General features: G+C 32.4%; 23 protein-coding genes. 9 read left to right on the forward strand and 14 right to left on the reverse strand.

The window, feature by feature from the left end; translation table 11 throughout:
- The 5 genes from KGF42_RS20500 to KGF42_RS12815 all read left to right on the forward strand — a co-directional run.
- Positions 1-82, forward strand: an 82-nt coding sequence (locus KGF42_RS20500) for an IS3 family transposase (protein WP_227826464.1), incomplete at its 5' end; no start/stop codon positions are given.
- A 366-nt stretch (positions 83-448) separates the two neighbouring features.
- Positions 449-1135 carry a helix-turn-helix domain-containing protein gene (locus tag KGF42_RS12800; protein WP_227822822.1) on the forward strand — a complete coding sequence of 229 codons (687 nt, stop codon included), beginning with the start codon at positions 449-451 and terminating at the stop codon, positions 1133-1135.
- A 449-nt stretch (positions 1136-1584) separates the two neighbouring features.
- A complete protein-coding gene (locus KGF42_RS12805) occupies positions 1585-2007 on the forward strand; it encodes a sigma-70 family RNA polymerase sigma factor (RefSeq protein WP_227822823.1) in 423 nt (140 codons plus the stop codon).
- 573 nt (positions 2008-2580) lie between these two features.
- The gene (locus tag KGF42_RS12810) at positions 2581-2742 is read left to right on the forward strand and encodes a hypothetical protein (RefSeq protein ID WP_227822824.1); all 162 of its coding nucleotides are present in this window, start codon (positions 2581-2583) and stop codon (positions 2740-2742) included.
- A gap of 48 nt (positions 2743-2790) precedes the next feature.
- A complete protein-coding gene (locus tag KGF42_RS12815) occupies positions 2791-4488 on the forward strand; it encodes a recombinase family protein (RefSeq protein WP_227822825.1) in 1698 nt (565 codons plus the stop codon).
- Here the strand turns inward: KGF42_RS12815 and rlmD are convergent.
- From rlmD to KGF42_RS12830, 3 genes are read right to left on the reverse strand one after another with little or no spacing between them, the layout of a single operon-like run.
- Positions 4398-5765, reverse strand: coding sequence for a 23S rRNA (uracil(1939)-C(5))-methyltransferase RlmD (gene rlmD, locus KGF42_RS12820; RefSeq protein ID WP_227826455.1), 1368 nt, complete (start codon positions 5763-5765; stop codon positions 4398-4400). The two genes, KGF42_RS12815 and rlmD, sit on opposite strands and share 91 nt — an antisense overlap.
- Positions 5766-5791: 26 nt before the next feature.
- On the reverse strand, positions 5792-6514 hold the full coding sequence (locus KGF42_RS12825; protein ID WP_227826456.1) for a pseudouridine synthase: 723 nt from the start codon (positions 6512-6514) through the stop codon (positions 5792-5794).
- Positions 6514-6843 (reverse strand): DUF1904 domain-containing protein, encoded by a 330-nt coding sequence (locus KGF42_RS12830; protein WP_054272378.1) that lies wholly within the window; start codon positions 6841-6843, stop codon positions 6514-6516. The genes KGF42_RS12825 and KGF42_RS12830 overlap by 1 nt, the downstream gene beginning before the upstream one ends.
- A gap of 329 nt (positions 6844-7172) precedes the next feature.
- Here KGF42_RS12830 and fba point away from each other — a divergent pair, with 329 nt between their 5' ends.
- Positions 7173-8099: a class II fructose-1,6-bisphosphate aldolase gene (gene fba, locus KGF42_RS12835; RefSeq protein ID WP_227822829.1), complete on the forward strand. Its 927-nt coding sequence runs from the start codon at positions 7173-7175 to the stop codon at positions 8097-8099.
- Between the two features lie 309 nt (positions 8100-8408).
- On the opposite strand, the gene KGF42_RS12840 is transcribed toward fba, so the two are convergent.
- From KGF42_RS12840 to hadA, 8 genes are all read right to left on the reverse strand, one after another.
- Positions 8409-10040 (reverse strand): sigma 54-interacting transcriptional regulator, encoded by a 1632-nt coding sequence (locus KGF42_RS12840; RefSeq protein ID WP_227822830.1) that lies wholly within the window; start codon positions 10038-10040, stop codon positions 8409-8411.
- A 484-nt stretch (positions 10041-10524) separates the two neighbouring features.
- Positions 10525-11562: an electron transfer flavoprotein subunit alpha/FixB family protein gene (locus tag KGF42_RS12845; RefSeq protein ID WP_227822831.1), complete on the reverse strand. Its 1038-nt coding sequence runs from the start codon at positions 11560-11562 to the stop codon at positions 10525-10527.
- Between the two features lie 18 nt (positions 11563-11580).
- Positions 11581-12366: an electron transfer flavoprotein subunit beta gene (gene etfB / locus KGF42_RS12850; RefSeq protein WP_054272373.1), complete on the reverse strand. Its 786-nt coding sequence runs from the start codon at positions 12364-12366 to the stop codon at positions 11581-11583.
- 32 nt (positions 12367-12398) lie between these two features.
- Positions 12399-13532 (reverse strand): putative isocaproyl-CoA dehydrogenase AcdB, encoded by a 1134-nt coding sequence (gene acdB / locus KGF42_RS12855; protein ID WP_054272372.1) that lies wholly within the window; start codon positions 13530-13532, stop codon positions 12399-12401.
- 47 nt (positions 13533-13579) lie between these two features.
- A complete protein-coding gene (gene hadC / locus KGF42_RS12860) occupies positions 13580-14707 on the reverse strand; it encodes a (R)-2-hydroxyisocaproyl-CoA dehydratase subunit beta (protein WP_227822832.1) in 1128 nt (375 codons plus the stop codon).
- Complete coding sequence (gene hadB / locus KGF42_RS12865) at positions 14707-15933, reverse strand: (R)-2-hydroxyisocaproyl-CoA dehydratase subunit HadB (RefSeq protein ID WP_227452795.1); 1227 nt, start codon at positions 15931-15933, stop codon at positions 14707-14709. The genes hadC and hadB overlap by 1 nt, the downstream gene beginning before the upstream one ends.
- Before the next feature lie 14 nt (positions 15934-15947).
- Entirely contained in the window at positions 15948-16748 is an 801-nt protein-coding gene (hadI, locus tag KGF42_RS12870) for a 2-hydroxyisocaproyl-CoA dehydratase activator HadI (RefSeq protein WP_054272369.1), read from the reverse strand.
- A 38-nt stretch (positions 16749-16786) separates the two neighbouring features.
- Positions 16787-17986, reverse strand: coding sequence for an isocaprenoyl-CoA:2-hydroxyisocaproate CoA-transferase HadA (gene hadA, locus KGF42_RS12875; protein ID WP_227822833.1), 1200 nt, complete (start codon positions 17984-17986; stop codon positions 16787-16789).
- A gap of 676 nt (positions 17987-18662) precedes the next feature.
- Between hadA and KGF42_RS12880 the strand changes: the two genes are divergently transcribed.
- From KGF42_RS12880 to KGF42_RS12890, 3 genes are all read left to right on the forward strand, one after another.
- Complete coding sequence (locus KGF42_RS12880; protein ID WP_227822834.1) at positions 18663-19661, forward strand: D-2-hydroxyacid dehydrogenase; 999 nt, start codon at positions 18663-18665, stop codon at positions 19659-19661.
- 354 nt (positions 19662-20015) lie between these two features.
- Positions 20016-20543 carry a TIGR04002 family protein gene (locus KGF42_RS12885; RefSeq protein ID WP_227822835.1) on the forward strand — a complete coding sequence of 176 codons (528 nt, stop codon included), beginning with the start codon at positions 20016-20018 and terminating at the stop codon, positions 20541-20543.
- A gap of 26 nt (positions 20544-20569) precedes the next feature.
- A complete protein-coding gene (locus KGF42_RS12890) occupies positions 20570-21166 on the forward strand; it encodes a TIGR04100 family radical SAM protein (RefSeq protein WP_227822836.1) in 597 nt (198 codons plus the stop codon).
- A gap of 64 nt (positions 21167-21230) precedes the next feature.
- On the opposite strand, the gene asnB is transcribed toward KGF42_RS12890, so the two are convergent.
- The 3 genes from asnB to KGF42_RS19875 form a co-directional block, all read right to left on the reverse strand.
- Positions 21231-22814, reverse strand: coding sequence for an asparagine synthase (glutamine-hydrolyzing) (gene asnB, locus KGF42_RS12895; RefSeq protein ID WP_227822837.1), 1584 nt, complete (start codon positions 22812-22814; stop codon positions 21231-21233).
- 506 nt (positions 22815-23320) lie between these two features.
- A complete protein-coding gene (locus KGF42_RS12900; protein ID WP_308463839.1) occupies positions 23321-23461 on the reverse strand; it encodes a hypothetical protein in 141 nt (46 codons plus the stop codon).
- Between the two features lie 240 nt (positions 23462-23701).
- Positions 23702-23836 carry a hypothetical protein gene (locus KGF42_RS19875; protein WP_255643456.1) on the reverse strand — a complete coding sequence of 45 codons (135 nt, stop codon included), beginning with the start codon at positions 23834-23836 and terminating at the stop codon, positions 23702-23704.
- Between the last annotated feature and the right edge of the window lie 9 nt (positions 23837-23845).

Genomic DNA, 23845 nt, shown 5'->3' on the forward strand with positions numbered 1-23845 from the left:
GTATTATAATAATAAAAGAAAACAATGGGGATTAAAAAAGATGACTCCTGTACATTACAAGAATCATCTTATGGTTTCATAATCACTCCGTGGTTTTTTAACTGTCCGATATAAAGGTCTCAGTTCATTTTTATATCACCCCACATCATTGTACATTTCAGGTGGCGATATGAGAACGAAATAGAATTTTATGTTTAGTAGTATTTAATTTCATTAATATATTATTTCAGGGAAACGTTTCCCAAAGCGGAAACATCGTTGCCATCGTTTTGAGACAAAGTTATAATTATTAAGTAGCTTACAAGTAACGACGACATAAAGGTGAAAAAATGCGCCTATAATCGTAGACGCAACTTGAACTTTACATTTAGAAACAGAAAGATGGTGGGCATTTCCGCAGAATACGAGTACAATCACATTACAGTTTAATTCAACAGGAGGTCGCATTATGACATTAGGAGAAAAAATATCAAAACTTCGCAAGGAGAACAATATCACTCAAGAACAGTTGGCATCTATGTTTGGGGTATCAAGGCAGGCTATTAGCAAGTGGGAAAGCGATGTAGCATATCCTGAGACGGATAAACTGTTAAAGATGAGCGAGATGTTTAAGTGCTCGTTGGATTATCTATTGAGAGATAGTGAAGCTGCTCAAATCCCGCAATATAAAGCGTCGGTGCTTCAGAGCATTGATTACAGCCGTTTTATTGGAGCGTGGTGCAATATCGATCTAAAGAACTGGGACAGCGGTTATTATATGGCTGCTATTATCGGGCAGGACAATCAATACATTTATTTTTATCAAACGGATAGAAGCAAAAGCCTAAAATATGGGATAGTATTAAAACAACATATTGATACTGTTACCAAACTTGAATTGGGAATAAAAAAGCAAAATTTGCTTCCGGTACTTCCCGACACCATGCCATCTATTTGCGATCCGTTCAAGCCCCTGCTTGACAGGATTTGCACCGTACAGATGCACTCGCCGAACCTTGCAACATTTATACTTTCTACAGATGGGTATCAAAAAGTTATGGTAACATCCATCAGTGCTGACAGTATACAAATCAAGGACAATAACTCAGTTGTTATTCTCAATAAAAAGGATATTGTAGGGATCGTGGAAAGTTAATTCGAGCCATGTGCCGCACAACGGTAAATAAAAAAAACCGTTGTTGTAGCGGCAGAATAGCTATGCCACTAAACAAAATACAGTAACCTAACGGCGGTTTTGAAATCACAATCAAAGCCGCTGTTTTCTTTTTAGAAAGTAAACTTGGTGGGTGTATTAAAGTTACCCTTTTTTAAGGATACGGCGGTATCTAAGGAGGTATCGCCGTGTTTCTTTTTGTTCAATCGATTGGTGATTTATCAAAAAAATCCCAACTTTATCGTGGGGTGATTCCGGACAGTTACACGAAATTAAAAACTACATAGCAGGAAATAAACACGCCTATGCCCGATTGAAATTTGATGAATTTCAGTCGGGCATTTTTGCGTATATAGACCCTCGGTGTCGTTCACCTCCCACCGTCCTTTCAAATTCAGCTCTTAACCAAAATTTGAAAGGATGGTACAACCATGAAAACAATAAACTTGAAAGATTACTATGCCCATGTGACCGAGGACACATATATTGATATTCCCGATGAAGTATTTGACATTTTTGAGGAACACCGCAAAGCGGAGCAAGCCTATCAAAGCAAGGTGTATTATCACAAAGCGTACTACTCCCTTGACCGTGGCGATGGGATTGAACACAGTGCTCTGTTTGTATCCCTCTCGCCCGATGAGATTTACGAGCGTAAACTCACGAGGGAACAGCTCCACGCTGCCATAGCCACCTTGCCTGATAAGCAAGCAAAACGCATCTATGCTCATTTCTTCTTGGGCATGAGTATAACGGCTATCGCTAAAGCTGAGGGAGTGAATAAAAGCCAAGTAACTCGCTCAATTAACCGTGGGCTATCACATCTTGAAAAGTATTTGAAAAATGTTTTGTAACAGGAGCAACAAATAAGCTCCTTTTCTAAAGGTATATGAGAGGAAGTCTTTTCTCTCATATAGCAAAGGTTATATTTCGCTCTTTGACAACCGAATATACGATATTTTGAGTACATTACTTATGTGAGCCGAAAGACAAAGCGACTTAACAGACATCGCCATGACAGCGGTATGGGGAGGTGAATAGAATACCGCCCGAGCGACAAATGGACTGTTAGACCGAGTGTGGCACACTCGTCCGCAATGACCCACATAAGGGATAGTGATACTTCGATACGTTTAGCCCCCGATACGATAGAAACAGGGGGAGTTCCTGCGGTATGCGTGGCTTTTGAAAGGACAAGCTACGGTACTATGGGGCTATGATAGCTGTGCCAACAGCAACTCAAAATATCCCCTTTGTCGGGGTGCGTGGCAAATACGGCAAACAGGTGATTTTATCGCACCGCACTTTTATTTCATGTAAATTTGCGGTGCGTTTATTTATGCTATTTCTAATATGGTGACAAACTTTTCATAAATAGAAAAATTGCTTATACTCTATGTAAGCAATGCACTTGGAGGTGATTGCGAATGGAAAATGTCAAAAATATGCCCAAAGATGCTATGAAAGCTCCTGCCCCCAATCATACATTTGAGAAAACAAAAGCATATCAGGATTTCATAAATGTGCTTTCTCAGATTATAGAAAAACATGGTGCAGAAGTTTTGAATGAAATAAGTGGTACTAAGTAGGAAATACATCTACTTGATATTTTCCAATAATTTATTGGAGGTATGACTATGAACAGGAGTGGAAAAAGATGTGTACTTTACCCTCGGGTAAGTACCGAAATGCAGGTTGATGGCTTCAGCTTGGACGGACAAAAAAATAGCTTAAAACGATTTGCGGATAGAGAAGAAATGGAAATCGTAAATATCTATGAAGATGCAGGCAAGTCCGGCAAGTCCATTGAGGGCAGACCTGCCTTTAAACAGATGCTTAATGATATTGAAAATGGATTGAGCATTGATTATGTCTTAGTTTATAAGCTCTCCCGCTTTGGGCGAAATGCAGCCGATATTCTTAATTCTTTGGAGCATATCCAATCCTTTGGTGTGAATTTGATTTGCATTGAAGAAGGAATTGACTCATCACAGACAAGTGGAAAGCTTTTAATCTCTGTGCTGTCTGCTGTTGCTGAAATAGAGCGTGAAAACATCATTGAGCAGACTATGAACGGGCGAAAAGAAAAAGCTCGTCAAGGCGGTTGGAATGGTGGCTTTGCTCCCTATGGCTACTATCTCAAAGATAAGCAGCTTTTTATCCAAGAAGATGAAGCTGAAGCGGTACGCATTATCTTTGATAAATATGTGAATGGGAATATGGGATTTTATAAAATCGCCAACTATCTTAATTTACAAGGTATTCAAAAGGTTAAACGAGATAACGGGACACTAACCCAATGGAGTACCCATTTTGTCAGAATGATAATTGACAACCCTGTGTACATGGGAAAAATTGCTTTTGGCAGACGCACAAGAGAAAAGGTCAAAGGCACTAAGAATGAATACCGCCAAGTACACCAAGATGATTATATCCTTGCTGACGGTCAGCACGATGGCATTATCAGCGAGGAGCTGTGGACACAGGCACATGAAAAACGAGAAATAACAGGTGTGAAATCTCCCTCTAAAATTGGTCGGGACAGGGCACACTTGTTAAGCGGTATCTTAAAATGCCCTAAATGCGGCGGACCGATGTATACCAATAAACACGCTTGGACAAACAAGGACGGTACATATAAAGAGATTTACTATTATGTGTGCAGCAAGGCTCGCACCGCCAGAGGAAAAAGCTGTGACTATAAAGCAATGCTTAAAAAAACCGACATTGAGCCACTTGTCATTGAAGCAATCAGGGAGCTGATTAAGAATGAGGATTTTGCAACTGAAATAAAATCAAAAATAGGCAAACAGATTGACACCTCTACTCTCGACAGAGAACTAAAAAATTACGAGGGTAAACTTAGGGAAGTGGATTTGAATAAAACCCGCCTTGAAAATGAAATTGACAGCTTGCCGGAGGATACCCGTTTCAGAGAACGCAAGCTCCATGATATGACACTCCGGCTTGATGGTCTATATGACATCATCGTAGAGCTTGAAGAAAAAATCGAGGACGTTAAGCTACGTCGCAAGGCTGTGGAGCAGGACGCTATTACTTTAGAGAACATCTATACCCTGTTGGCAAACTTTGATAAGGTATATGACAAAATCAGCGATGAAGAGAAAAAATCCCTAATTTCTTCGCTAATCAAAGAAATAGAGATTTTCCCATGTGATGAATCAGAGCTGCCTCTGAAGTCCATTTTATTTAATTTTCCGGTGTATAAGGACGGTGGAGATGTTTACGAATTTTTGTGGGACAAAAGTACGCACGTCTCACAATGTGGCGTATTTGGGAACATATCCATACACTTAACCATCTTAATCTCATAACCATAGCCCTTAAAATCAACCAAATCAACAACCAAAGACTTAGGATTACAAGAAATATAAACAATCTCCTTAGCACCAAATCCACAAATATCCCTAATAGCATCCTTATGAATACCTGGTCTAGGAGGGTCAACAATAATCAAATCAGGCTTGTCCTTCAAATCCTTAACAACCTTAGCCACATCCCCAGCAATAAACTCACAATTAGTAAGCCCATTCAACTTAGCATTCTCATTAGCAGCAACAACAGCTTCCTCAACTATCTCAATACCATACACTTTCTTAGCAGCACCAGCCATAACCTGTCCAATAGACCCAGTACCACTATACAAATCAAACACAACTTTATCATTGTAATCTCCAATAAAATCCCTAGCAATACTATAAAGAACTTCAGCTCCCTTAGTATTGGTTTGGAAAAACGAAAATGGTGAAATCTTAAACTTAAGCCCTAAAATCTCCTCTTGTATATAATCTCTTCCATATAACACTCTTAACTCATCACATTGGACTGCATCTGCTAAGCCATCATTAATAGTATGAAGTACCCCTACCAACTCAGCTTTTAAATCAACCCCTAAAAGCATATCTTTAAATTCATTCATATCAAAATCTTCTTGAGAAGAAGTTACTATATTAACCATAATCTCATTAGTATGAATCCCTTTTCTAACTACAAGATGTCTCAAATATCCTTTATGATTCATTGTTCTATAATAAGGAAGCTTTTTTTCATTAAAAAACTCTACACTAGAAACTAATATCTTTGAGAAGTCTTCATCAACCAACATACACTCTTCAACAGTTTGTATATCTATATGCTTTCCTTTTTTATGAAGACCTAATGTCAAAGGTCCATTTTTTACTTCATCTCCAAAAGTATATTCCATCTTATTTCTATAATATTTGTTTTCTGGACTTCCTTCTATCCCTAAAAACTGAAATCCAAATAGGTCTTGCTTTAAAAATAAGTCCATAACTTGTTTTTCTTTTATTTCTAATTGTTTTTCATATGGTACTGACAATAGCGTACATCCTCCACACTCTCTAAAGTGCTTGCAAGGTATTTCAGTTTCAAGTGGTGAGTCCTCTAATAATTCTATCATCTTAACTTCTGCTTTCTTACTTCTAACCTTTTTAACACCAGCTCTTACTTTTTGCCCACTTATTCCACCCTTCATATGGATAACTCTATCTCCAACTTGGCTTAAAGATGTACCACCAAATTCCATTTTATCTACTTCAAATTCTATAACATCTTTTTTCTTCACAGACATTCCTCCAATTTACTATAGTATCTTTATTATCTTTCTTCAATCAATTTTACTTCTTCATCTGTTAACTCTCTATACTCACCTAACTCTAAACTTTCATCCAATTTTAAATTGCCCATAGACAATCTTTTTAAGTATACTACTTTTTTGCCTACGCTTTCAAACATTCTTTTTACTTGGTGAAACTTACCTTCATGTATTGTAAGCTCTATTTCTGATTCATCATCACTTTTTAATATATTTAACTGTGATGGCATAGTTTTATATCCGTCATCAAGCACTACACCTTCTAAAAAAGCTTTTACATCTTCTTCAGTAACTACTCCATCAATTTTTGCATAATAAGTCTTAGGCACATGCTTCTTAGGAGATAAAACTCTATGAGAAAGCTTTCCATCATTAGTTAAAACTAATAATCCCTCTGTGTCTTTATCTAACCTTCCAACAGGAAATGGCTCAAAAGCTAAGTATGATAAATCAATTAAATCTAAGACCGTTGGGTCGTATTTATCTGTAGTTGCTGATACATATCCATCTGGTTTATTCATCATTAAATATATATATTCTCTATATATAACTTCTTCTCCATTAAACAATATCTCGTCGTTTTCAGTGTCTACTTGAGTTCCTGGATTTGAAACTTCACTTCCATTTACTACTACAGACCCCTGCTTACAATATTTCTTTATTTCACTCCTACTTCCATAACCTAAATTTGAAAGAATTTTATCTATACGTTGCTTTTTAGCCATTAAAAATGTTCTCCATTCTCATAATATTTTTCTTTTTCAAATACTGTAAATGCTAAATCCATACTTTCTACATCTAAATTATTTCTTATACTATCAGTTATTATTCTTGCTACTGTATCTTGTACTTCTTGTCCTCTGTCAAACCACGCTATTTCAACAAAAGGATATACATCTGCTACTTTACCATCTCTTATTGCAACTGACTTTATACATTCTATCTCAAAGTAGTCTCTTGGACACTTTACAGCTTCAACTAAATCATCTATCATTTTTTCACTTATTTTACATATATCATTCTCATTAATTCCTCTTATTTTTATCTGTGGCATAGTTTGTCTCCTTTATTTTAAATTTTTAGTGAATTACCATCCACTTAATTACCTCTGATAACGTTTGAAGTGGTAGCTTCTTAGTCAAAATAACTATTGTTATCAGTATCTCCAAGCTAATAAGGTAGTTCCTACCCTTATAGTTAGCACTATATAGCTAAGTTTCCTAAATTGTTTATATTCTTTATTATTTTATCTAATCCTATTGTCTTCTATTTAACATTATACTTGTAATTTATAGTTATTACAATTTACTATATACTTTTTTTAATTTAACGTTATAATATAAGTGATGGGTAAATTTTAAAAGTTAATAGGAGGAGTTTAAAATGGCATTAATTACTACAAAAGAAATGTTTAAAAAAGCTTACGAAGGTGGATTTGCTATAGGTGCATTTAACATAAGTGACTTAGAACAATTACAAGGTGTTTTAAAAGCTGCTAAAGCTAAAAATTCTTATGTTATGATACAAGCTTCTATGTCAGCTGTTAAATATGCTGGACCTCATACATTAGTTGAAATGGTTAAGGCTGCTTCTGATGAAATAGGTGTAGACGTAGCTCTTCACTTAGACCATGGTCCAAATATGGATGCTATTAAAACTTGTATTGATGCTGGTTTCTCTTCAGTTATGATAGATGGTTCTCATTTTGACTTTGAAGAAAATGTTAGAATAACTAAAGAAGCTGTTGAATATGCACACTCTAAAGGTGTTGTTGTTGAAGCAGAGCTTGGTGTTCTAGCTGGAACAGAAGATGATGTTACTTCTGATGTTCACAAATATACTCAACCAACTGAAGCAGTTGAGTTCGTTGAAAGAACAGGTGTTGATTCATTAGCAATAGCTATTGGAACTTCTCATGGTGCTTTCAAATTCAAAGGAGAAGCTAAATTGAGATTCGATATACTAGAAGAAATCCAAAGTAAATTACCAGGTTTCCCAATAGTTCTTCATGGTGCATCTGCTGTTGACCAAAGCGCTGTTGCTACATGTAATGAATTTGGTGGAAATATAGCTGGTGCTAAAGGTGTACCTGTAGACATGTTAAGAAAAGCATCTTCTATGGCTGTTTGTAAAATAAACATGGATACTGACTTAAGACTAGCTATGACTGCTGCTATCAGAAAATTCTTAGCTGAAAATCCAAAAGAATTCGACCCAAGAAAATACATTGGTGCTGGTAGAGATGCTATACAAGCTGTAGTTGAAAGCAAGATAGATGATGTTTTAGGTTCTGCTAACTCTATAAACTAATATAACTTTTAAATATTTATAAAAGAAAAGAGATGACTTAAAATAATTAAATTTATTCTTAAGCCATCTCTTTTAAGTTGTATCAATTATGTATCTTTATAACATACTAATTAAATTTTAAAAAACATGTATATTTATAGTATGTTTATAATAGTTATGATGTGTTATATCCAATTATTATTTTAAAGAACATATATATTTACAATGTGCCTGAAATCTACAAATTAAAGAACATATATATTTACAATATACTCGAAATCTACAAAATATATTAAAAATTTTAATTATATTGTCTTTTAAAATTGACAACTAAACGTGAATATGCCCACTTTTTATCTTTCTATGAATAGTAGAAGGATATATACCTATAACTTCAGCAGCCTTTGTTATTGAACCATACTTATTTATAGCCTTACTTATCATTATTTGGTCTACAATTTTATATGCATCATTGAGATTCATAATTCCATTTACTACTATTGGTGATAAATCATCTGTTTCATTATCAATCATATCCAGATTTATAAGCATATTAAATTCATCTTCTCCAATTACATTTTTAGCTGATAATACTACGAATCTTTCAATTATATTTTTCAATTCTCTTATGTTACCTGGCCAAGAATATTCTTCCAATAATTCAATAACTCTAGGTGAAACTTCTACTTCTCTATTATACTTTTCATTGTAAAGTTTTAAGAAATAATTTACTAATGGTACTATATCTTCTTTTCTTTCTCTAAGTGGTGGTATTTTTACTGGAATAACACTCAATCTATAGTACAAATCTTGTCTAAATTTAAGGTTATTTCTAAGGTCTTCATGAGAAATATTAGTAGCACTTATATATCTAACATCTATCTTTATAGGTTTACTTCCACCTATTCTAGTAATAGTATTTTCTTGTATAACTCTAAGTAATTTTTTTTGCATCTGCATTGGTAACTCACCTATTTCATCCAAGAAAATAGTTCCACCATTTGCCTCTTCAAAAAGCCCTTTTTTACCTTTTTTCTTAGCACCAGTAAAAGAACCTTCTTCATATCCAAAAAACTCAGACTCTAATAATTCATTTGGTATAGCTCCACAGTTTATTGCAATAAAAGGTTTTTCCCTTCTTGAACTATACTTATATATTGTTCTTGCTATTATTTCTTTTCCTACACCTGATTCTCCATTTATAAATATAGAAGAATCTGATGCTGCAGCTCTCTTAACAACTTTTTTTATATTATCCATAATCTTACTTTGACTTATATACTCTGTATCCTCTGATATATCACTATATCTTATCTGAGATTCAAGCTTGATAACCCTTGAAATATCTCTTCCTGTAAGTACTCCCCCTGTAAGCTTTCCTTTGGCATCCCATCTTGGAACTGCTGTATATGCAATAAGCTTTCCATCTGGGTAAACGATATTTCTATAAATCTTTTTCTTAACTTTAAGCATGTTTAATATTATTGGTTCTTCTACTAATCCTTGTCTTACAAGGTCCGTTATATTTCTACCAAGTACTTCAGTTCTTTTAAAGGGTAATATCTCATCACTAACAGTATTCATCTTTTCAATTACCCCATCTTTGTTAAATACAACAACAACTTCATCTATATGCTCTATTATATCCTCAATTACTTTATCAGATATTAGAGACTTCTCAAATAAATAAACTATATTATTTTCATCATTGTTATCTTTAATATTATATATATGTGCAGTCATCCTCAACTCTCTGAAAGCTATTTTCTTTTTACTCTCTGTCAGTATTTCTGTTTTGTCAAAATTTGAATCTAATTCATTTATGTTTTTAGGCTTTTTTATATCTAGAAAACTAAAAATACTATCTATTAGATGATTGCAGTATATTATTTCGCCTGATTCTTTACATAAAATGGCTGGATTTTCTACATGTTCTACAAGCCCTATTAAATTATTATCCATTAATATTCGCACCTTTCATTAAGTAATTTATTGAACTACATACAAAATTTATTGTTTGCTTACAATAAATACCATCAGCACATATAATCAACTCCTTATAATATTTGTCTTTTTAAGTAGTTTCTTTCATTAAAACGTAACTAAGATATAATTTTAATGATTATAGTTTGTTAAAAATTTCATTTTGCTTTTAATTGTATTCTATCACATATTTAGTAATTATTTGTCTGTTTAATACAATTTAATGAAATTTAAGATTTATTTTTAAAAAAACAAAGATAATCCTTACAGAATATAACTCACAATTTGTAAGCAATATACATATAAGGATTATCCAGATTATCTTGTATTATAAAATTTTATTCAAACAGACTTTTTAATAACTGACAAATACACGTTAGCAATAACTTATCAAAGGGTTAATCATTGTGTTACTAACTAATAAGGCTTATTCAATCAGTAATATTTATATATTTTGTGTCTATTAAGCTTTTATAGCTTCTAATAAATCATCAACACTATCTAATTTATCTATAAGCATTGGTACTATTTCATGTAAATCTCCAACTACTCCATAATCAGCGATTTCTAAAATTGGAGCTGCTGGATTTTTGTTTATAGCAATTATGAAATCTGATGACTGCATACCTGCTAAATGTTGTATTGCTCCTGATATACCACAAGCTATGTATAGGTTTGGTTTAACAGTAGTTCCTGTTTGACCTACTTGGTGAGAATGGTCTATCCATCCAGCATCTACAGCAGCACGAGAAGAACCAACTACTCCACCTAATTTGTCAGCTAATTTCTTAAGCATTTCAAATCCTTCTGGTCCACCTAATCCTAGACCACCTGATACTATAACATTTGCATCTGTAAGAGATACTAAATCTTTTTTAGTTTTAACTGTTTCTAAAACAGTAGTTCTTATATCATCTTGAGCTATTTTGTAGTCTAATGCTATAACTTCACCAGTTCTTGTTTCGTCTTTTTCAGCTTTATCCATAACACCAGGTCTAACTGTAGACATTTGAGGTCTATGGTTTGGACAAATGATTGTAGCCATTATGTTTCCACCAAAAGCTGGACGAGTTTGTTTTATTTTCTTATCTTCTGGGTCTATTTCTAACTTAGTACAGTCAGCTGTTAATCCAGTTCCAACTCTTGAAGCTATTCTAGGTGCTAAATCTCTACCTATATGAGTTGCTCCGAAAAGCATTATTTCTGGTTTTATTTCATCTATTGCATCTTTTATTACTTTTGTATATGCATCAGTTGTATATTTTTCTAAAAGAGCATCATCTGCAACATAAACTTTGTCAGCTCCAAAAGTAATTAATTCTTTAGCTAATCCATCAACATCTTTTCCTAGTAATATTGCACAAAGCTCTGCATCTACTTCTTTAGCTAATTTTCTTCCTTCTCCTAATAATTCGATAACTACTGGAGCTATTTTTCCTTCTCTTTGTTCTGCAAATATCCATACGTTTTTATAAGAACTTAAATCTTTTATATCATTCATAGTTTGTACTCCTCCAACTTATATAATGTGCTTTTGTTTTAGACCGATTATTATTTTGTTAGCTATTTCGTCAGCTTTACCTTCTAAGATTTCTCCTTTTCCTCTTGGCTCAGGAGTAAATGATCTAAATACTTTAGTTGGTGATGCTTTTAAACCAACTTCTTCTTTATTTACATCTAAATCATCAATTGTCCAAACTTTTACATCATGTTTATATGCTTTTACTATTTTATCAACAGACATGTATCTAGGTGAATTTAATTCTTTTACTGCTGTTAAAAGTACAGGTGTACTTACTTTTATTAATTCATATCCATCTTCTAATTGTCTTTGAACTATTATGTCTTTTCCTTCTATTTTAAAGTCTTGTACATATGTAACTTGAGGAATGTCTAACTTCTCTGCAATTTGTGGTCCAACTTGTGCAGTATCTCCATCTATTGCTTGTCTTCCTGCAAATATTATGTCATAGTCGCCTACTTTAGATATTCCTGCTGCAATAGTATTTGATGTAGCCCAAGTATCAGCTCCTCCAAATGCTCTATCGCTTAATAATATTGCATCATCAGCCCCCATAGCTAAACACTCTCTTAGCATAAAGTCTGCTTGAGGAGGTCCCATTGTTATAACTGTTATAGTTACATCATCATGCTCATCTTTAATTTTTAAAGCTTCTTCTAATGCATTTGCATCATCTGGATTTAATATACTTGGAACTCCATCTCTTATAAGAGTACCTGTTTCTTTATTTATTCTTACTTCGTTAGTATCTGGAACTTGTTTTACGCAAACTAATATTTTCAAAGTCTATACCTCCAATTTCATTAGATTATTTATTATTTTAATACGTTTGATGAAATTACCATTTTTTGAACTTCTGATGTTCCTTCATATATTGATACGATTCTAGCATCTCTGTACATTCTTTCGATTTCATAATCTTTTATGAATCCATATCCTCCATGAAGTTGTAATGCTTTATAAGCAACTTCATTTGCAATTTCTGATGCATAGTATTTAGCCATAGCAGATTCTTGAGCAACTCTCATTCCTGCATCTCTCTTTTGTGCTGCATCATAAACTAATCCTCTAGCTGCACAAACTTTTGTTTCCATGTCAGCTATAGTAAATTGAGTATTTTGGAATTTAGCTATAGGCTTACCAAACTGAACTCTTTGTTTTGTATATTTAACAGCTTCATCTAAAGCACCTTGAGCTATTCCTAGAGCTAAGGCAGCAACACCTATTCTCCCTACTTCTAGAGTACCCATTGCTATCTTAAATCCTTGACCTTCTTTTCCAAGTAAGTTTTCTTTTGGAACTTTAACGTTTTCAAATATTAAGTCAGAAGTTTCAGTCCCTCTTATACCCATCTTATCTTCATGAGCTCCTGTTGAGAAACCATCCCATTTACTTTCTACTATAAATGCTGATGTACCTCTAAGACCTTTACTTCTATCTGTAACTGCTATTACTATAGCTACATCACAGAATGGTCCATTAGTTATGAAAGTTTTTCTACCATTTAATATGTAATGGTCTCCAACTAATTCTGCTGTTGTTTGTTGTCCACCTGCATCAGAACCAGCTCCTGGCTCAGTTAAACCAAATGCTCCTATTAATTCACCTGTTGCTATACCTTTTAAGTATTTTTGTTTTTGCTCTTCAGTACCATTATAAAGTATTGGTAATGAAGCAAGAGAAGAACCAGCTGTAACAAAAGTAGCTGTTGAAGCACATCTTCTAGCTATTTCTTCCATTACTATAGCGTAAGAAACATATCCTGCTCCCCCACCACCGTACTCTTCTGGGATATTACTGCTTATAAATTTTGTTTCAGCTAATTTTTTGATTAACTCCTTAGGCATTACACCTGTTTTATCCATTTCTGCTGGTAAAGTATCTAATTCTTTACTAACAAAATCTCTTACTGCTTTTCTTAAAAGTTCTTGTTCTTTGTTATATAACATAGCTTCCTCCAATTTTCATATTTTATAGTAAATTTATTTTAATGAACTTACGCTAAACTCATCATCTCAGCAAAAGTTTGAATACGAGTTCTGGCTTGTTCATTATTCTGAGTTTGTTGGTCAATTTCAACATATAAAGTAGGTATTCCACTATCTTCTATATCTTTTCTAACTAAAGGATAATCGTATTCTTCTGGGTCACAGAATTTCATCATACAGAAGATAACACCATCTATATCTTTCTTTTTAACTTCATCTACTATAAGTGACCCACGTTTTTTCTTAGGGTCATAAGCTAATGAACATCCTTCTATGTTTGACCATTGTCTTGCTAATCTCTCTAACGCATCATCACCTGCTGGTACATCTGTTCTGAATTGTCTTGTTTCTTGAGCTAAATCATCAGCTACAACTGATATATTGTTGTCTTCTAAAATATCTAATATATCTTTAGAATCAGCTACTATACCTGTTAATAAAACTTTCTTTCCAGAACAGACTTCTTCTGGCATAGCATTTAATTTTGCTATTAAATCTTTTACTAATTTAGTGTGTTCTTCTTTTCTCATGAAGAATCCACTTTTAATTACTAAACTTCTTATTGATGGTTTTATAGTATTAGAATGTTTATAAGCTACTTCAACAAAGTCTCTCATAGTTTTTCTATGTTCATTGTAAATTTCTATACTTTCATGAATTTTTGCTTCTTCTATTTCATAACCACATATTTCTTCAAGTTCTCTTTTTACACCTTTATACTCACTGATTAAGTATTTTACACCAGCTTCAAGTTTTCTATTTTGTGGATGTACTAATGATATATATTTTATATGAGGTACTGCTGATTTCCAGTTTTGTCCTAGACAAATTAATGTGTCACACATACCTGGTATAATAACTCCAGATAATTCATCATAAGCACCTTTTAATCCATATTCTAAACATGATTGCATTATTGAACATGCAAATGCAGGGAAATATTGTTTAGCTAAATCTAATTCTGTTTGTCCTCCCCATATACCAACTGGAAGCATTCCAGCTGCATGTATAATCTCTTCTGGGCAATAAACTGGGAAACAACCTATAGCTTTTTTACCAGTTTCACTTTTATATTTTTTTACAGCCACATTTGGATTTTCAACTACTTCTTTCATTTTAGATAAAATAGCTTCCATTATATCTCACCTCTATTAAGTTTTTTTCTTTCTTCCATTACTTCAACTAAACCTTGAATTCTTGTTTCAAATTGAGCATTAGTAAAAGCTCTAGGGTCTGCTTGGTCACCATCAAATCCAGCATATGGTAATCCAGTTTCTTCAGCTGCTCTTCTTTGCATTTCATATTGTATTAAACTCATCAGCTTACAGCTTCTGTTCATATGATAGAATGCTCCATCACATTTACCCTCTACTAAAGAATCAACTCTATATTTTGTCATACGGTCTAAGTTTACGTTGTTAAACATAGTACTGTATGCTACTGCCATTCCATCTAAATCATTAACTTCATATTGTAATGCCCAAGCATGTGGATAAACACTACCTGTCATATTAACTCCAAATTTAGCTAATGTTTTCATTTTATATCCTATATATGGCCAACAAGGTATACCTTCCATCATTATTCTGTATTTCTCTTCTCCTCTGAAAGAAGATTTACCAGTCTTCATGTTGTCCTCTAATTCTTCTATAAGTAACTTAAATGCTTCTGTAGTTTCTTTTTTACCTCTAGCACAAACTATTACAGCCATGTAAGTAAATAAGTCAAATCCATTCATTGGAGAAGGAGAAGAATCTGCTGGTAAACTCATAGAATATTTCCATAATCTTCCGTTTTCAGCTGATATTTTCATTACTTCTTCAAATTTCTTAGGGTCAAATTTCTTCCCTGATATAACTTCTAATTGTTTTATAGCTTCTTCAAATTGAGCTTTTATATAGTCAATTCTTGATTGAGTAACTTCATCTTCATTATTGAAAGTTGTATCAATCATTATTAGAGGTATATCTAATTCTCTTGATATATTTTCATACCATTTTATAACTTGGTTACATATATTGTTACAGCAAAGTAGGAAATCTGGAGCTGGCATATCTAAAGCTTCACAGCCCCCATTTTCTAAAAGACCAAAATTTGTTCTTGCATATGCACATAGGTCGATAGAATATCCTTTAGATTCAGCCATTTCACATAATTCTAAAGAACCTTTTTTAGCTGCTACCCCAGCTGCTTGATTTTCTGGATATAATACGTTTAAGTCAAATACTTCTGCTAATTCTTGAGGAAATACTGATGTTGACCAACCTACAGGTCTTCCTTCTTCTTTAGCTTTAAATGCATTTGCATATTGTTCAGCTAATAAATCATTTATTACTACTCTAGCTTCTTTTTTTTCAGACATTTTCATCCCTCTTTTTATATATTTTTCACTTCTTTTTGTGATTCTTTTGCTTCATCAAAAGCATATAACGCTGCTCCTAAAGCACCAGTTAATTGAGGTATATCAGGTACAATAATTTCTGTGTTGATTTCTCTTGCCATGGCTCTTACGATACCACTATTTCTAGCAACTCCACCAACCATAACTACATTTCTTTGTACTCCTATTCTTTTTACTAGGCTAGAAACTCTCTTTGCTACTGAAGTATGAATACCTGCTACTATATCTTCAATTTTTGCATTTTCAGATAAATGTGATATAACCTCAGACTCTGCAAATACTGTACATGTACTGCTTATTGATACTTCATTTTGAGAATTCATAGATATACTTCCGAGTTCAGATACATCAACCTCTATTATTTTTGCCATTACATCTAAAAATCTTCCTGTACCTGCAGCACATTTGTCATTCATAAGAAAGTTTAGTAGTCTTCCATTATTATCTAACTTTAATACCTTTGCATCTTGACCACCTATGTCAATAATGGTTCTTGTCTCTGGAATTATGAAATTTACTCCCCTAGCATGACAGCTTAATTCACTTATTTGCTTATCAGCATCTGAATAATTCATTCTTCCATATCCTGTAACTACAACTTTTTCAATATCTTCTCTTGCAAGACCTGTCTTGCCATATAATTTTTCTAAAACTCTTGATGGTCCAGTAGTTCCAGTACCAGAAGATATTGTTTCATAAGCTACAATATCTTCTCCATCCTTTAAGATTACTCCCTTTGATGCAGTTGAACCTATATCTAATCCCATTGTGTACATCTTTAGCATTCTCCTTTTAAAAAATCTAGAATTACTAATTAATATCTTACAACTTTACTATCTTTGAAGTTATTTATTTTTTCTTCATCATAGCCTAAAGATTTTAATACTTCTACAGTATGTTGACCTACTTTTGGTGCTGGTGTATAATCTTTAATTCCTTCATTTCTAAACATAACTGGAGTATTAACTAAGACACCTGTATTTCCGCTATCATATGTTTTCTTAAATAAGAAGTCATTTGCCCAAGCTTGTTCGTCATCTAATAAATCTTCACAGCTTTGGATTTTTTCAAATGGTAAGTCTGCTTCTTCTAATAGAGCTGACCACTCGTCTAATGTTTTTTCTAACATAGCTTCTCCAACTATCTTAACTAAATCTTCAACATGATTAACCATTGAATCTATGTTATTGTATCTATCATCTTCTAATATATGTTCTCTATTTATAACCTTACAGAATTTACCTAACCACTTGTTGTATTGTATTAAAGCTAATTGAATCCATCTTCCATCTTTACATTTATATGTAGTCATTAGTGGGCTGTTTGGATTTTCTCTTGATAAAGGCATTTCATTTCCGTATTGTGCTGTTGTTATCATTGTTCCCATTCCATATATAGCTGTATGGAAAAGACTTACTGTTACTCTCTCACCTTTACCAGTTTGACCTTTTTTATGTAATGCTGCTAAACTTCCTGCTGCTAATGCTAGACCTGCATAGTGGTCACCAAATCCTGCTGCTGTATTTGCTGGAGATGTTCCTTTTTCCATAACAGATTGGCTAACCCCTCCTCTTGCAAAGTATGCAGTGTAGTCAAATCCTGGTTTATCTTTTAAAGGTCCTTTTTCACCATATCCTAATATTTGAGAGAATATTAATCCTGGATATTTATCTTTTATTTGGTCATAAGCTATTCCCATTTTTTCTAATGCTTGAACTCTAACATTAGTTACAAATATGTCTGCTTCTGATAATAATTTATGTAATATTTCTACTCCTTCTTTTGATTTTACATTAATACTTACACCCTTTTTATTTCCATTTTCTAATTCAAACATAGGGTTTTCATCATCTGATGCTGGAGATTTAAATGTTCCACCCATAACTCTTATTCCATCACCTTCTATAGGTTCAATCTTAATAACCTCTGCACCCCAGTCACCTAACATTTTTGCACAACATGGTGCTGCGATGAAACTTGAAAGTTCTACTACTTTAACTCCTTCTAAAAGCATAACGTTTTCCTCCTTAATAGTATCAATTATAAAATTTCGATTAAATCACTCATAAAATACTTTCTTCTGACATTAACTATCTGATGTCAAAGTTCCTAATCTTATCTAAAATAACTTAGAAATTATTAAAATTATTTTTTATTGTTTTATTGTCTTACACCTATATTGTTAAGCATTTATCGTGCCAACTTTATATTTGAGCAAAATATCGCTTGATTTGAATGTTTTTTAACAATATACAATTGAATAATTCATCTCATATCGTGGCATCTTGCAACTACCCATTGCATCTTGCTATTTTTTCTACGCTTCTAAAAGTTTTTTTTATATTTTTTTTTATGAAAAAGCTTGACATTTCAAAAAAAGTTTTCATTGCTAAACTCAAAAACACATGTTATCATTGTAATTAATCAGCAAGTTAGTTAACTAATTTCAAACTTAGATAATTTTTTAATAATAATTAATCTAAAAAATAACAATTTCTTTGATAAATTTTTCAAGCAATTATTACATTAAATAAAAAATAACTAAATATCAAAATAAAACAGGGAAAACAATTTCAAAACTAAATTTTTAACTTTAAAAATTTTGTATAAAAAATATAACCTTATATGCTACATATTATTTCTAAATGAAAAATTACCATATAATTTAATAATTACAGGAGGGTATTGATATGAAAATACTAGTATTTGGAGCACGCGATTATGAAGAACCAGTAATAAAAAAATGGTCTGAAGAACATAAGGATGTTCAAGTGGATATTTATCCTGAAAATATGACTGAAGAAAATGTAGTTAAAGCTAAAGGATATGATGGTATATCTATACAACAAACTAACTATATAGATAACCCTTATATTTATGAAACTTTAAAAGATGCTGGGGTTAAAGTTATAGCTTCAAGAACTGCAGGGGTTGATATGATACATTTTGATTTAGTTAATGAAAATGGACTTATTGTTACAAATGTTCCTTCTTATTCACCTAATGCAATAGCTGAATTAGCAGTTACTCAAGCTATGAATCTTTTAAGAAAAACTCCTTTAGTAAAGAAAAAAGTCTGTGAAGGTGACTACCGTTGGATAGCTGAACTTCTTGGGACAGAAGTTAGATCTATTACAGTTGGTGTTATAGGTACAGGAAAAATAGGTGCTACTTCTGCAAAATTATTCAAAGGTCTAGGAGCTAATGTAATTGCATTTGACCAATATCCAAATAGTGATTTAAATGATATATTAACTTATAAAGATTCTTTAGAAGACCTTCTAAAAGAAGCTGACCTTATAACATTACATACTCCTTTACTTGATGGAACAAAACATATGATAAATAAAGATACTCTAGATATAATGAAGGATGGAGCTTACATAGTAAATACTGGACGTGGTGGTTTAATTAAGACAGGGGACTTAATAGAAGCACTAGAGTCAGGAAAAATTAGAGCTGCTGCTCTTGATACATTCGAGACTGAAGGATTATTCTTAAATAAAAAGATGAATCCAGGTGAATTAACTGACCCAGAAATAAACAAACTTCTTTCTATGGAACAAGTTATATTCACTCATCACCTTGGTTTCTTCACTAGTACAGCGATAGAAAATATAGTTTATTCTAGTTTAAGTAGTGCTGTAGACGTTATAAGCACAGGAACTGCTGCTAATAGAGTAAATTAGTATTTTATAAATATATTTTTTCATTAATTAGCTATTATCTAACAAAATAGCCTTTAATTTACCAAATATAAGAGAGTCATATTCAATATATATTGAGTAGACTCTCTTATATTATTTTTTATATCAAACTTGTTCACTTTTTATACATTCCAAATTACATTTATATTACCTTATTCTAACTACTCCTACTCTACCTCTATTTTACTTTTCTATTTATATACATTTGAATGGGTACAATCTGTGTTTTGCAAAAAAAACACTCAACAAACTATGAAAATTGTATGATTAATATTAATATATTTATAAGAAAACATTACAATTATGTTAGCTGTGGCTTTTTAGGGAGGGAGTATATTGGAAAAAATGAATAAGGTTACTTCTAAAAAAACTACCTATATTGTTACTTCAGCGTTATTTGCATCCATAATATGTCTGACGATAGCGTATATATTACATATCCCAGTTGGTGGGAACAATGGATATGTTCATATAGGAGATGCTTTTATTTATCTTGCTGCAACTATTTTGCCAACAAATTATGCTATAGCTGCCTCTGCAATTGGTGCTGGTCTGGCTGATTTATCTACAGGTGCTGCCATCTGGGTAATACCAACTATAATCATAAAGCCAATACTTGTATTATTTTTCACTTCTAAAAGTGACAAAATAATAAATAAAAGAAATATAGTTGCTTCGGTTGTAACAGGTATAGTAGGATTAGTTTTATACATGTTTGCTGAGGGGATAATTATTGGAAGCTTTACAAGTGCATTTGTAATGAGCTTACTTGGTTTATTACAACCAATAGGAAGTTTTATTGTTTTTATAATTTTAGGTATAGCACTTGATAAACTTGATTTTAAAAAACGTTATTTTAATTAAGAATTTAAATTTATGGAGGGAAAATTATGAATATCTTATATACAATTGAAAATAGTATCTATGTAAATATAACTAACACATGTCCATGTAGTTGCGTTTTTTGCATAAGAAATGAAAAAGATGAAGTTGCAAATAGTGGCAGTCTATGGTTAGAGCATGAACCAAGTATAGAAGAAGTAAAAGAAGCTTTCAACCAATACAATTTAGACGATTATGATGAAATTGTATTTTGTGGATATGGCGAACCATTAATGAGAATAAATGAATTGATAGAAGTAGCTAAGTTTATAAAAGAAAAAAGCAATATAAAGACAAGAATAAATACAAATGGTCTAAGTGATTTAATACATAATAAAAAAACAGCGATTCTTTTAAAAGATGTTATAGATGCAGTATCAATAAGTCTTAATGCCCCAAATAAAGAAGCTTATAATAGAGTTACTCAGCCAAAATTCGGAGAAAAATCATTTGATTATATGTTAGATTTTGCTAGAGATTGCAAAAAATATATAAAAGAAGTTGCTTTTTCAGTAGTAGATGAAATATCTCCAGAAGAAATAGAAGAATCTAAACAACTAGCAAAAAAACTTGATATACCATTAAGAGTTAGACATAAGAACTAACAAATAAAATTGCAAAAAATTAAGAATCAGCTGAATAGTATTTCAGGTGATTCTTAACTTTAGCTTAACATTTCACAAAATAGATTTCATACCATATTAGGAATGTATAAATTGTCCAAATCTTTCTCCAATTATCGGAGTTCCCAGCAATATAGTCATCAAAAATCGCATTAATCTCATCTATGTTAAAGAATTTTTCTGCCATTTCACTGTTGAATTTATCTCGTATATCCTGGTTATACTTCTCATCAGCCATCCATACACGAATTGGTACAATAAATCCCAACTTATTCCTGAAAGCAATCTCTTCTGGCAATACTTTTTTTGCAGCTGTACGGAAGGCAATTTTGTTCTGTTCTTCTTTTACTTTATATTCTGACGGCATCCTTGATGCAATATCAAAGATTCTTGTATCTGTAAGAGGCATTCTGATTTCCAATCCAACTGCAGTACTCATTTTATCTACATTTAAATAGATATCTCCTTCCAACCATATCTGAATATCTACATTTGACATGTTTGTAAATGCGTCCAGTTCTTCTGTTTCTTCATAAATTCTTTTCACCAGTTCAATCGGAAGTACATCAGGGTTGTATTTCTTAAGAATTTTTTGTTTCTCATCTTCATTCATAATATTCGTATTGCCAATATAAAATGTATTCAGATTCTCTCCATAACATTCTGCCTTATGGTACACATTATATCCACCAAAGAACTCATCTGCTCCTTCTCCAGAGTAACAAATCTTCGTGCGTTTAGCTACTGCCTTGCATCCAATTGCAAAAACAATAGCAGACGCATCCCCAATTGGCTGCTCCATATGGTACATCACATAAGGTACTGTCGAAAAATACTCTTCAGGTGTAATTATATGTCTGGAATTCCTACGTCCAAGAATATTAGCTGTCTGATTTGCTAATTTTGATTCATCAAACCACTCTTCCTCATAACCACATGAATCTGTTGTTTCTGTATCTGACATTGCCAGAATATAAGATGAGTCAACACCTCCTGACAGGAATAAACCTGCAGTCTCATCCTCTGATTTTACTTCTAGCATAATCGTCTGAAATGTTGTATGAATTTCATTTGACCATTCCTTAAGAGACTTGCTGTAATCAGGGTGAAACTCAGGCTTCCAATAACGTTCAATACTTACTGTTCTACCTTGCCATACAAGATAATGTCCTGGCATAAGCTTCCTCAATCCATGAAAGAATGTATTTTCACCAGCCACATATGTAAAAGTCATATATATCTGCAACATTTCTTCATTAAGCTCTTTCACAAATCCTGGCTGTTCCATAATTTTACGAATAGATGAACCATAGAGAAGCTCTCCATTTGCTGTCTCATAATAATAGAAAGGCTTCGCCCCAAACTGATCTCTTAAACAGAATAGTTTCCTTTCCTCATCATCCCATAATGCAAAGGCAAACATGCCATGTATGTGATTTGCCATATCATCTCTCCAGGTCTTATATGCTTTCACTAAAATTTCTCGTTCGCGTTCCTCTCTGGATAATGAAGAGTCGATTCCAAGTTCCTCACAGAGAACTTTCCAGTTTCGAATATGTCCACTGTATTCTAGAATTTTTATTGTATGTGTGTCTTTTCGTGTTGAATACTTCTCTTCTAAATTTATCATATGTATATCCTCTCGTATTAAAAACATTTAACGTCTAAATTTATTGGATGTTTATATATATTTATTCACTTATAATCCTTGAAAAATCCATTGTTTTCAAAGCAACTTCTTTTTGAATTAGTACCAATATGCTCTTTCTTAAAGTCGCCAATATAATTAGCAACTATTATCAGTGTTATAATTAAATTTTTTGTTATTCATAAGTATTGTCCTCCTTTATATTATCAGCTAAATACAGTATATCTTATGTTACTTACATATTCTTTAAGAAATTCTAACGATTTTATGAATTTTATGTAATATAGTTAATTAAAAGCAATGTTATGGTTATAAGACATATTTTCTATTAAACAAAAAATAGTTAAAATAAATTCATAATTACATAAACTTATTTTAACTATTTACATATTTTAGTTATAAATATTGACTTAAATTTTTAATCTGTAATTCACTCTATCGCTTAACTCGTGCAATATGTACAACCAAGAAAGCTATTTCCTCATTGGTTAACTTTTCCCATATTTCTTTTCTAAAAAATCTCGAACTTTTAGTCCAATTGACATCTCTTTTGGATTTGATATTTTCATTTGATTAAATAATAAATCATCCCTACTGCTTAACATACTATCTGTAAAAAATCTTTCCACAAAAAATTTTATGTGTGTTATAAACCTCATATGATTGTAAAAATATGACTAACAAAAGTAGTAAAAACAATGAATTTAGACTGTTTATTGGAGTAACAAGAGAAACTTCACCAGTTGCTAAAGATGTCACATATGCTACTGAACCAATTGAATAAACTAAGCTACTTATATAATATGGTATTAAAAAAGACCAATCACTAACTCTATCCATTATACTAAATGGCAGTAAACATACCCCTTCTATGAAGAAAATAAAAATGACGAAGCTATATTTTTATAAATATCTCCTTCTTCATCACCCAATAATCTTACAACTACTCTTTCAAAAGCTAATAGCACTACTCTAATTAATAATGCAAAATAAGATAATATCATTTTTGACCT

The sequence above is a fragment of the Clostridioides sp. ZZV15-6383 genome, assembly GCF_020657735.1.
Taxonomy (GTDB): domain Bacteria; phylum Bacillota; class Clostridia; order Peptostreptococcales; family Peptostreptococcaceae; genus Clostridioides; species Clostridioides difficile_D.

What these genes read in the sequence shown, in the direction of transcription:
- KGF42_RS12800 (WP_227822822.1), top strand. Translation starts at nt 449, where the DNA reads ATGACATTAGGAGAAAAAATATCAAAACTTCGCAAGGAGAACAATATC.
- KGF42_RS12805 (WP_227822823.1), top strand. Translation starts at nt 1,585, where the DNA reads ATGAAAACAATAAACTTGAAAGATTACTATGCCCATGTGACCGAGGAC.
- KGF42_RS12810 (WP_227822824.1), top strand. Translation starts at nt 2,581, where the DNA reads ATGGAAAATGTCAAAAATATGCCCAAAGATGCTATGAAAGCTCCTGCC.
- KGF42_RS12815 (WP_227822825.1), top strand. Translation starts at nt 2,791, where the DNA reads ATGAACAGGAGTGGAAAAAGATGTGTACTTTACCCTCGGGTAAGTACC.
- rlmD (WP_227826455.1), bottom strand. Translation starts at nt 5,765, where the DNA reads ATGTCTGTGAAGAAAAAAGATGTTATAGAATTTGAAGTAGATAAAATG.
- KGF42_RS12825 (WP_227826456.1), bottom strand. Translation starts at nt 6,514, where the DNA reads ATGGCTAAAAAGCAACGTATAGATAAAATTCTTTCAAATTTAGGTTAT.
- KGF42_RS12830 (WP_054272378.1), bottom strand. Translation starts at nt 6,843, where the DNA reads ATGCCACAGATAAAAATAAGAGGAATTAATGAGAATGATATATGTAAA.
- fba (WP_227822829.1), top strand. Translation starts at nt 7,173, where the DNA reads ATGGCATTAATTACTACAAAAGAAATGTTTAAAAAAGCTTACGAAGGT.
- KGF42_RS12840 (WP_227822830.1), bottom strand. Translation starts at nt 10,040, where the DNA reads ATGGATAATAATTTAATAGGGCTTGTAGAACATGTAGAAAATCCAGCC.
- KGF42_RS12845 (WP_227822831.1), bottom strand. Translation starts at nt 11,562, where the DNA reads ATGAATGATATAAAAGATTTAAGTTCTTATAAAAACGTATGGATATTT.
- acdB (WP_054272372.1), bottom strand. Translation starts at nt 13,532, where the DNA reads ATGTTATATAACAAAGAACAAGAACTTTTAAGAAAAGCAGTAAGAGAT.
- hadC (WP_227822832.1), bottom strand. Translation starts at nt 14,707, where the DNA reads ATGGAAGCTATTTTATCTAAAATGAAAGAAGTAGTTGAAAATCCAAAT.
- hadB (WP_227452795.1), bottom strand. Translation starts at nt 15,933, where the DNA reads ATGTCTGAAAAAAAAGAAGCTAGAGTAGTAATAAATGATTTATTAGCT.
- hadI (WP_054272369.1), bottom strand. Translation starts at nt 16,748, where the DNA reads ATGTACACAATGGGATTAGATATAGGTTCAACTGCATCAAAGGGAGTA.
- hadA (WP_227822833.1), bottom strand. Translation starts at nt 17,986, where the DNA reads ATGCTTTTAGAAGGAGTTAAAGTAGTAGAACTTTCAAGTTTCATCGCA.
- KGF42_RS12880 (WP_227822834.1), top strand. Translation starts at nt 18,663, where the DNA reads ATGAAAATACTAGTATTTGGAGCACGCGATTATGAAGAACCAGTAATA.
- KGF42_RS12890 (WP_227822836.1), top strand. Translation starts at nt 20,570, where the DNA reads ATGAATATCTTATATACAATTGAAAATAGTATCTATGTAAATATAACT.
- asnB (WP_227822837.1), bottom strand. Translation starts at nt 22,814, where the DNA reads ATGATAAATTTAGAAGAGAAGTATTCAACACGAAAAGACACACATACA.
- KGF42_RS19875 (WP_255643456.1), bottom strand. Translation starts at nt 23,836, where the DNA reads ATGATATTATCTTATTTTGCATTATTAATTAGAGTAGTGCTATTAGCT.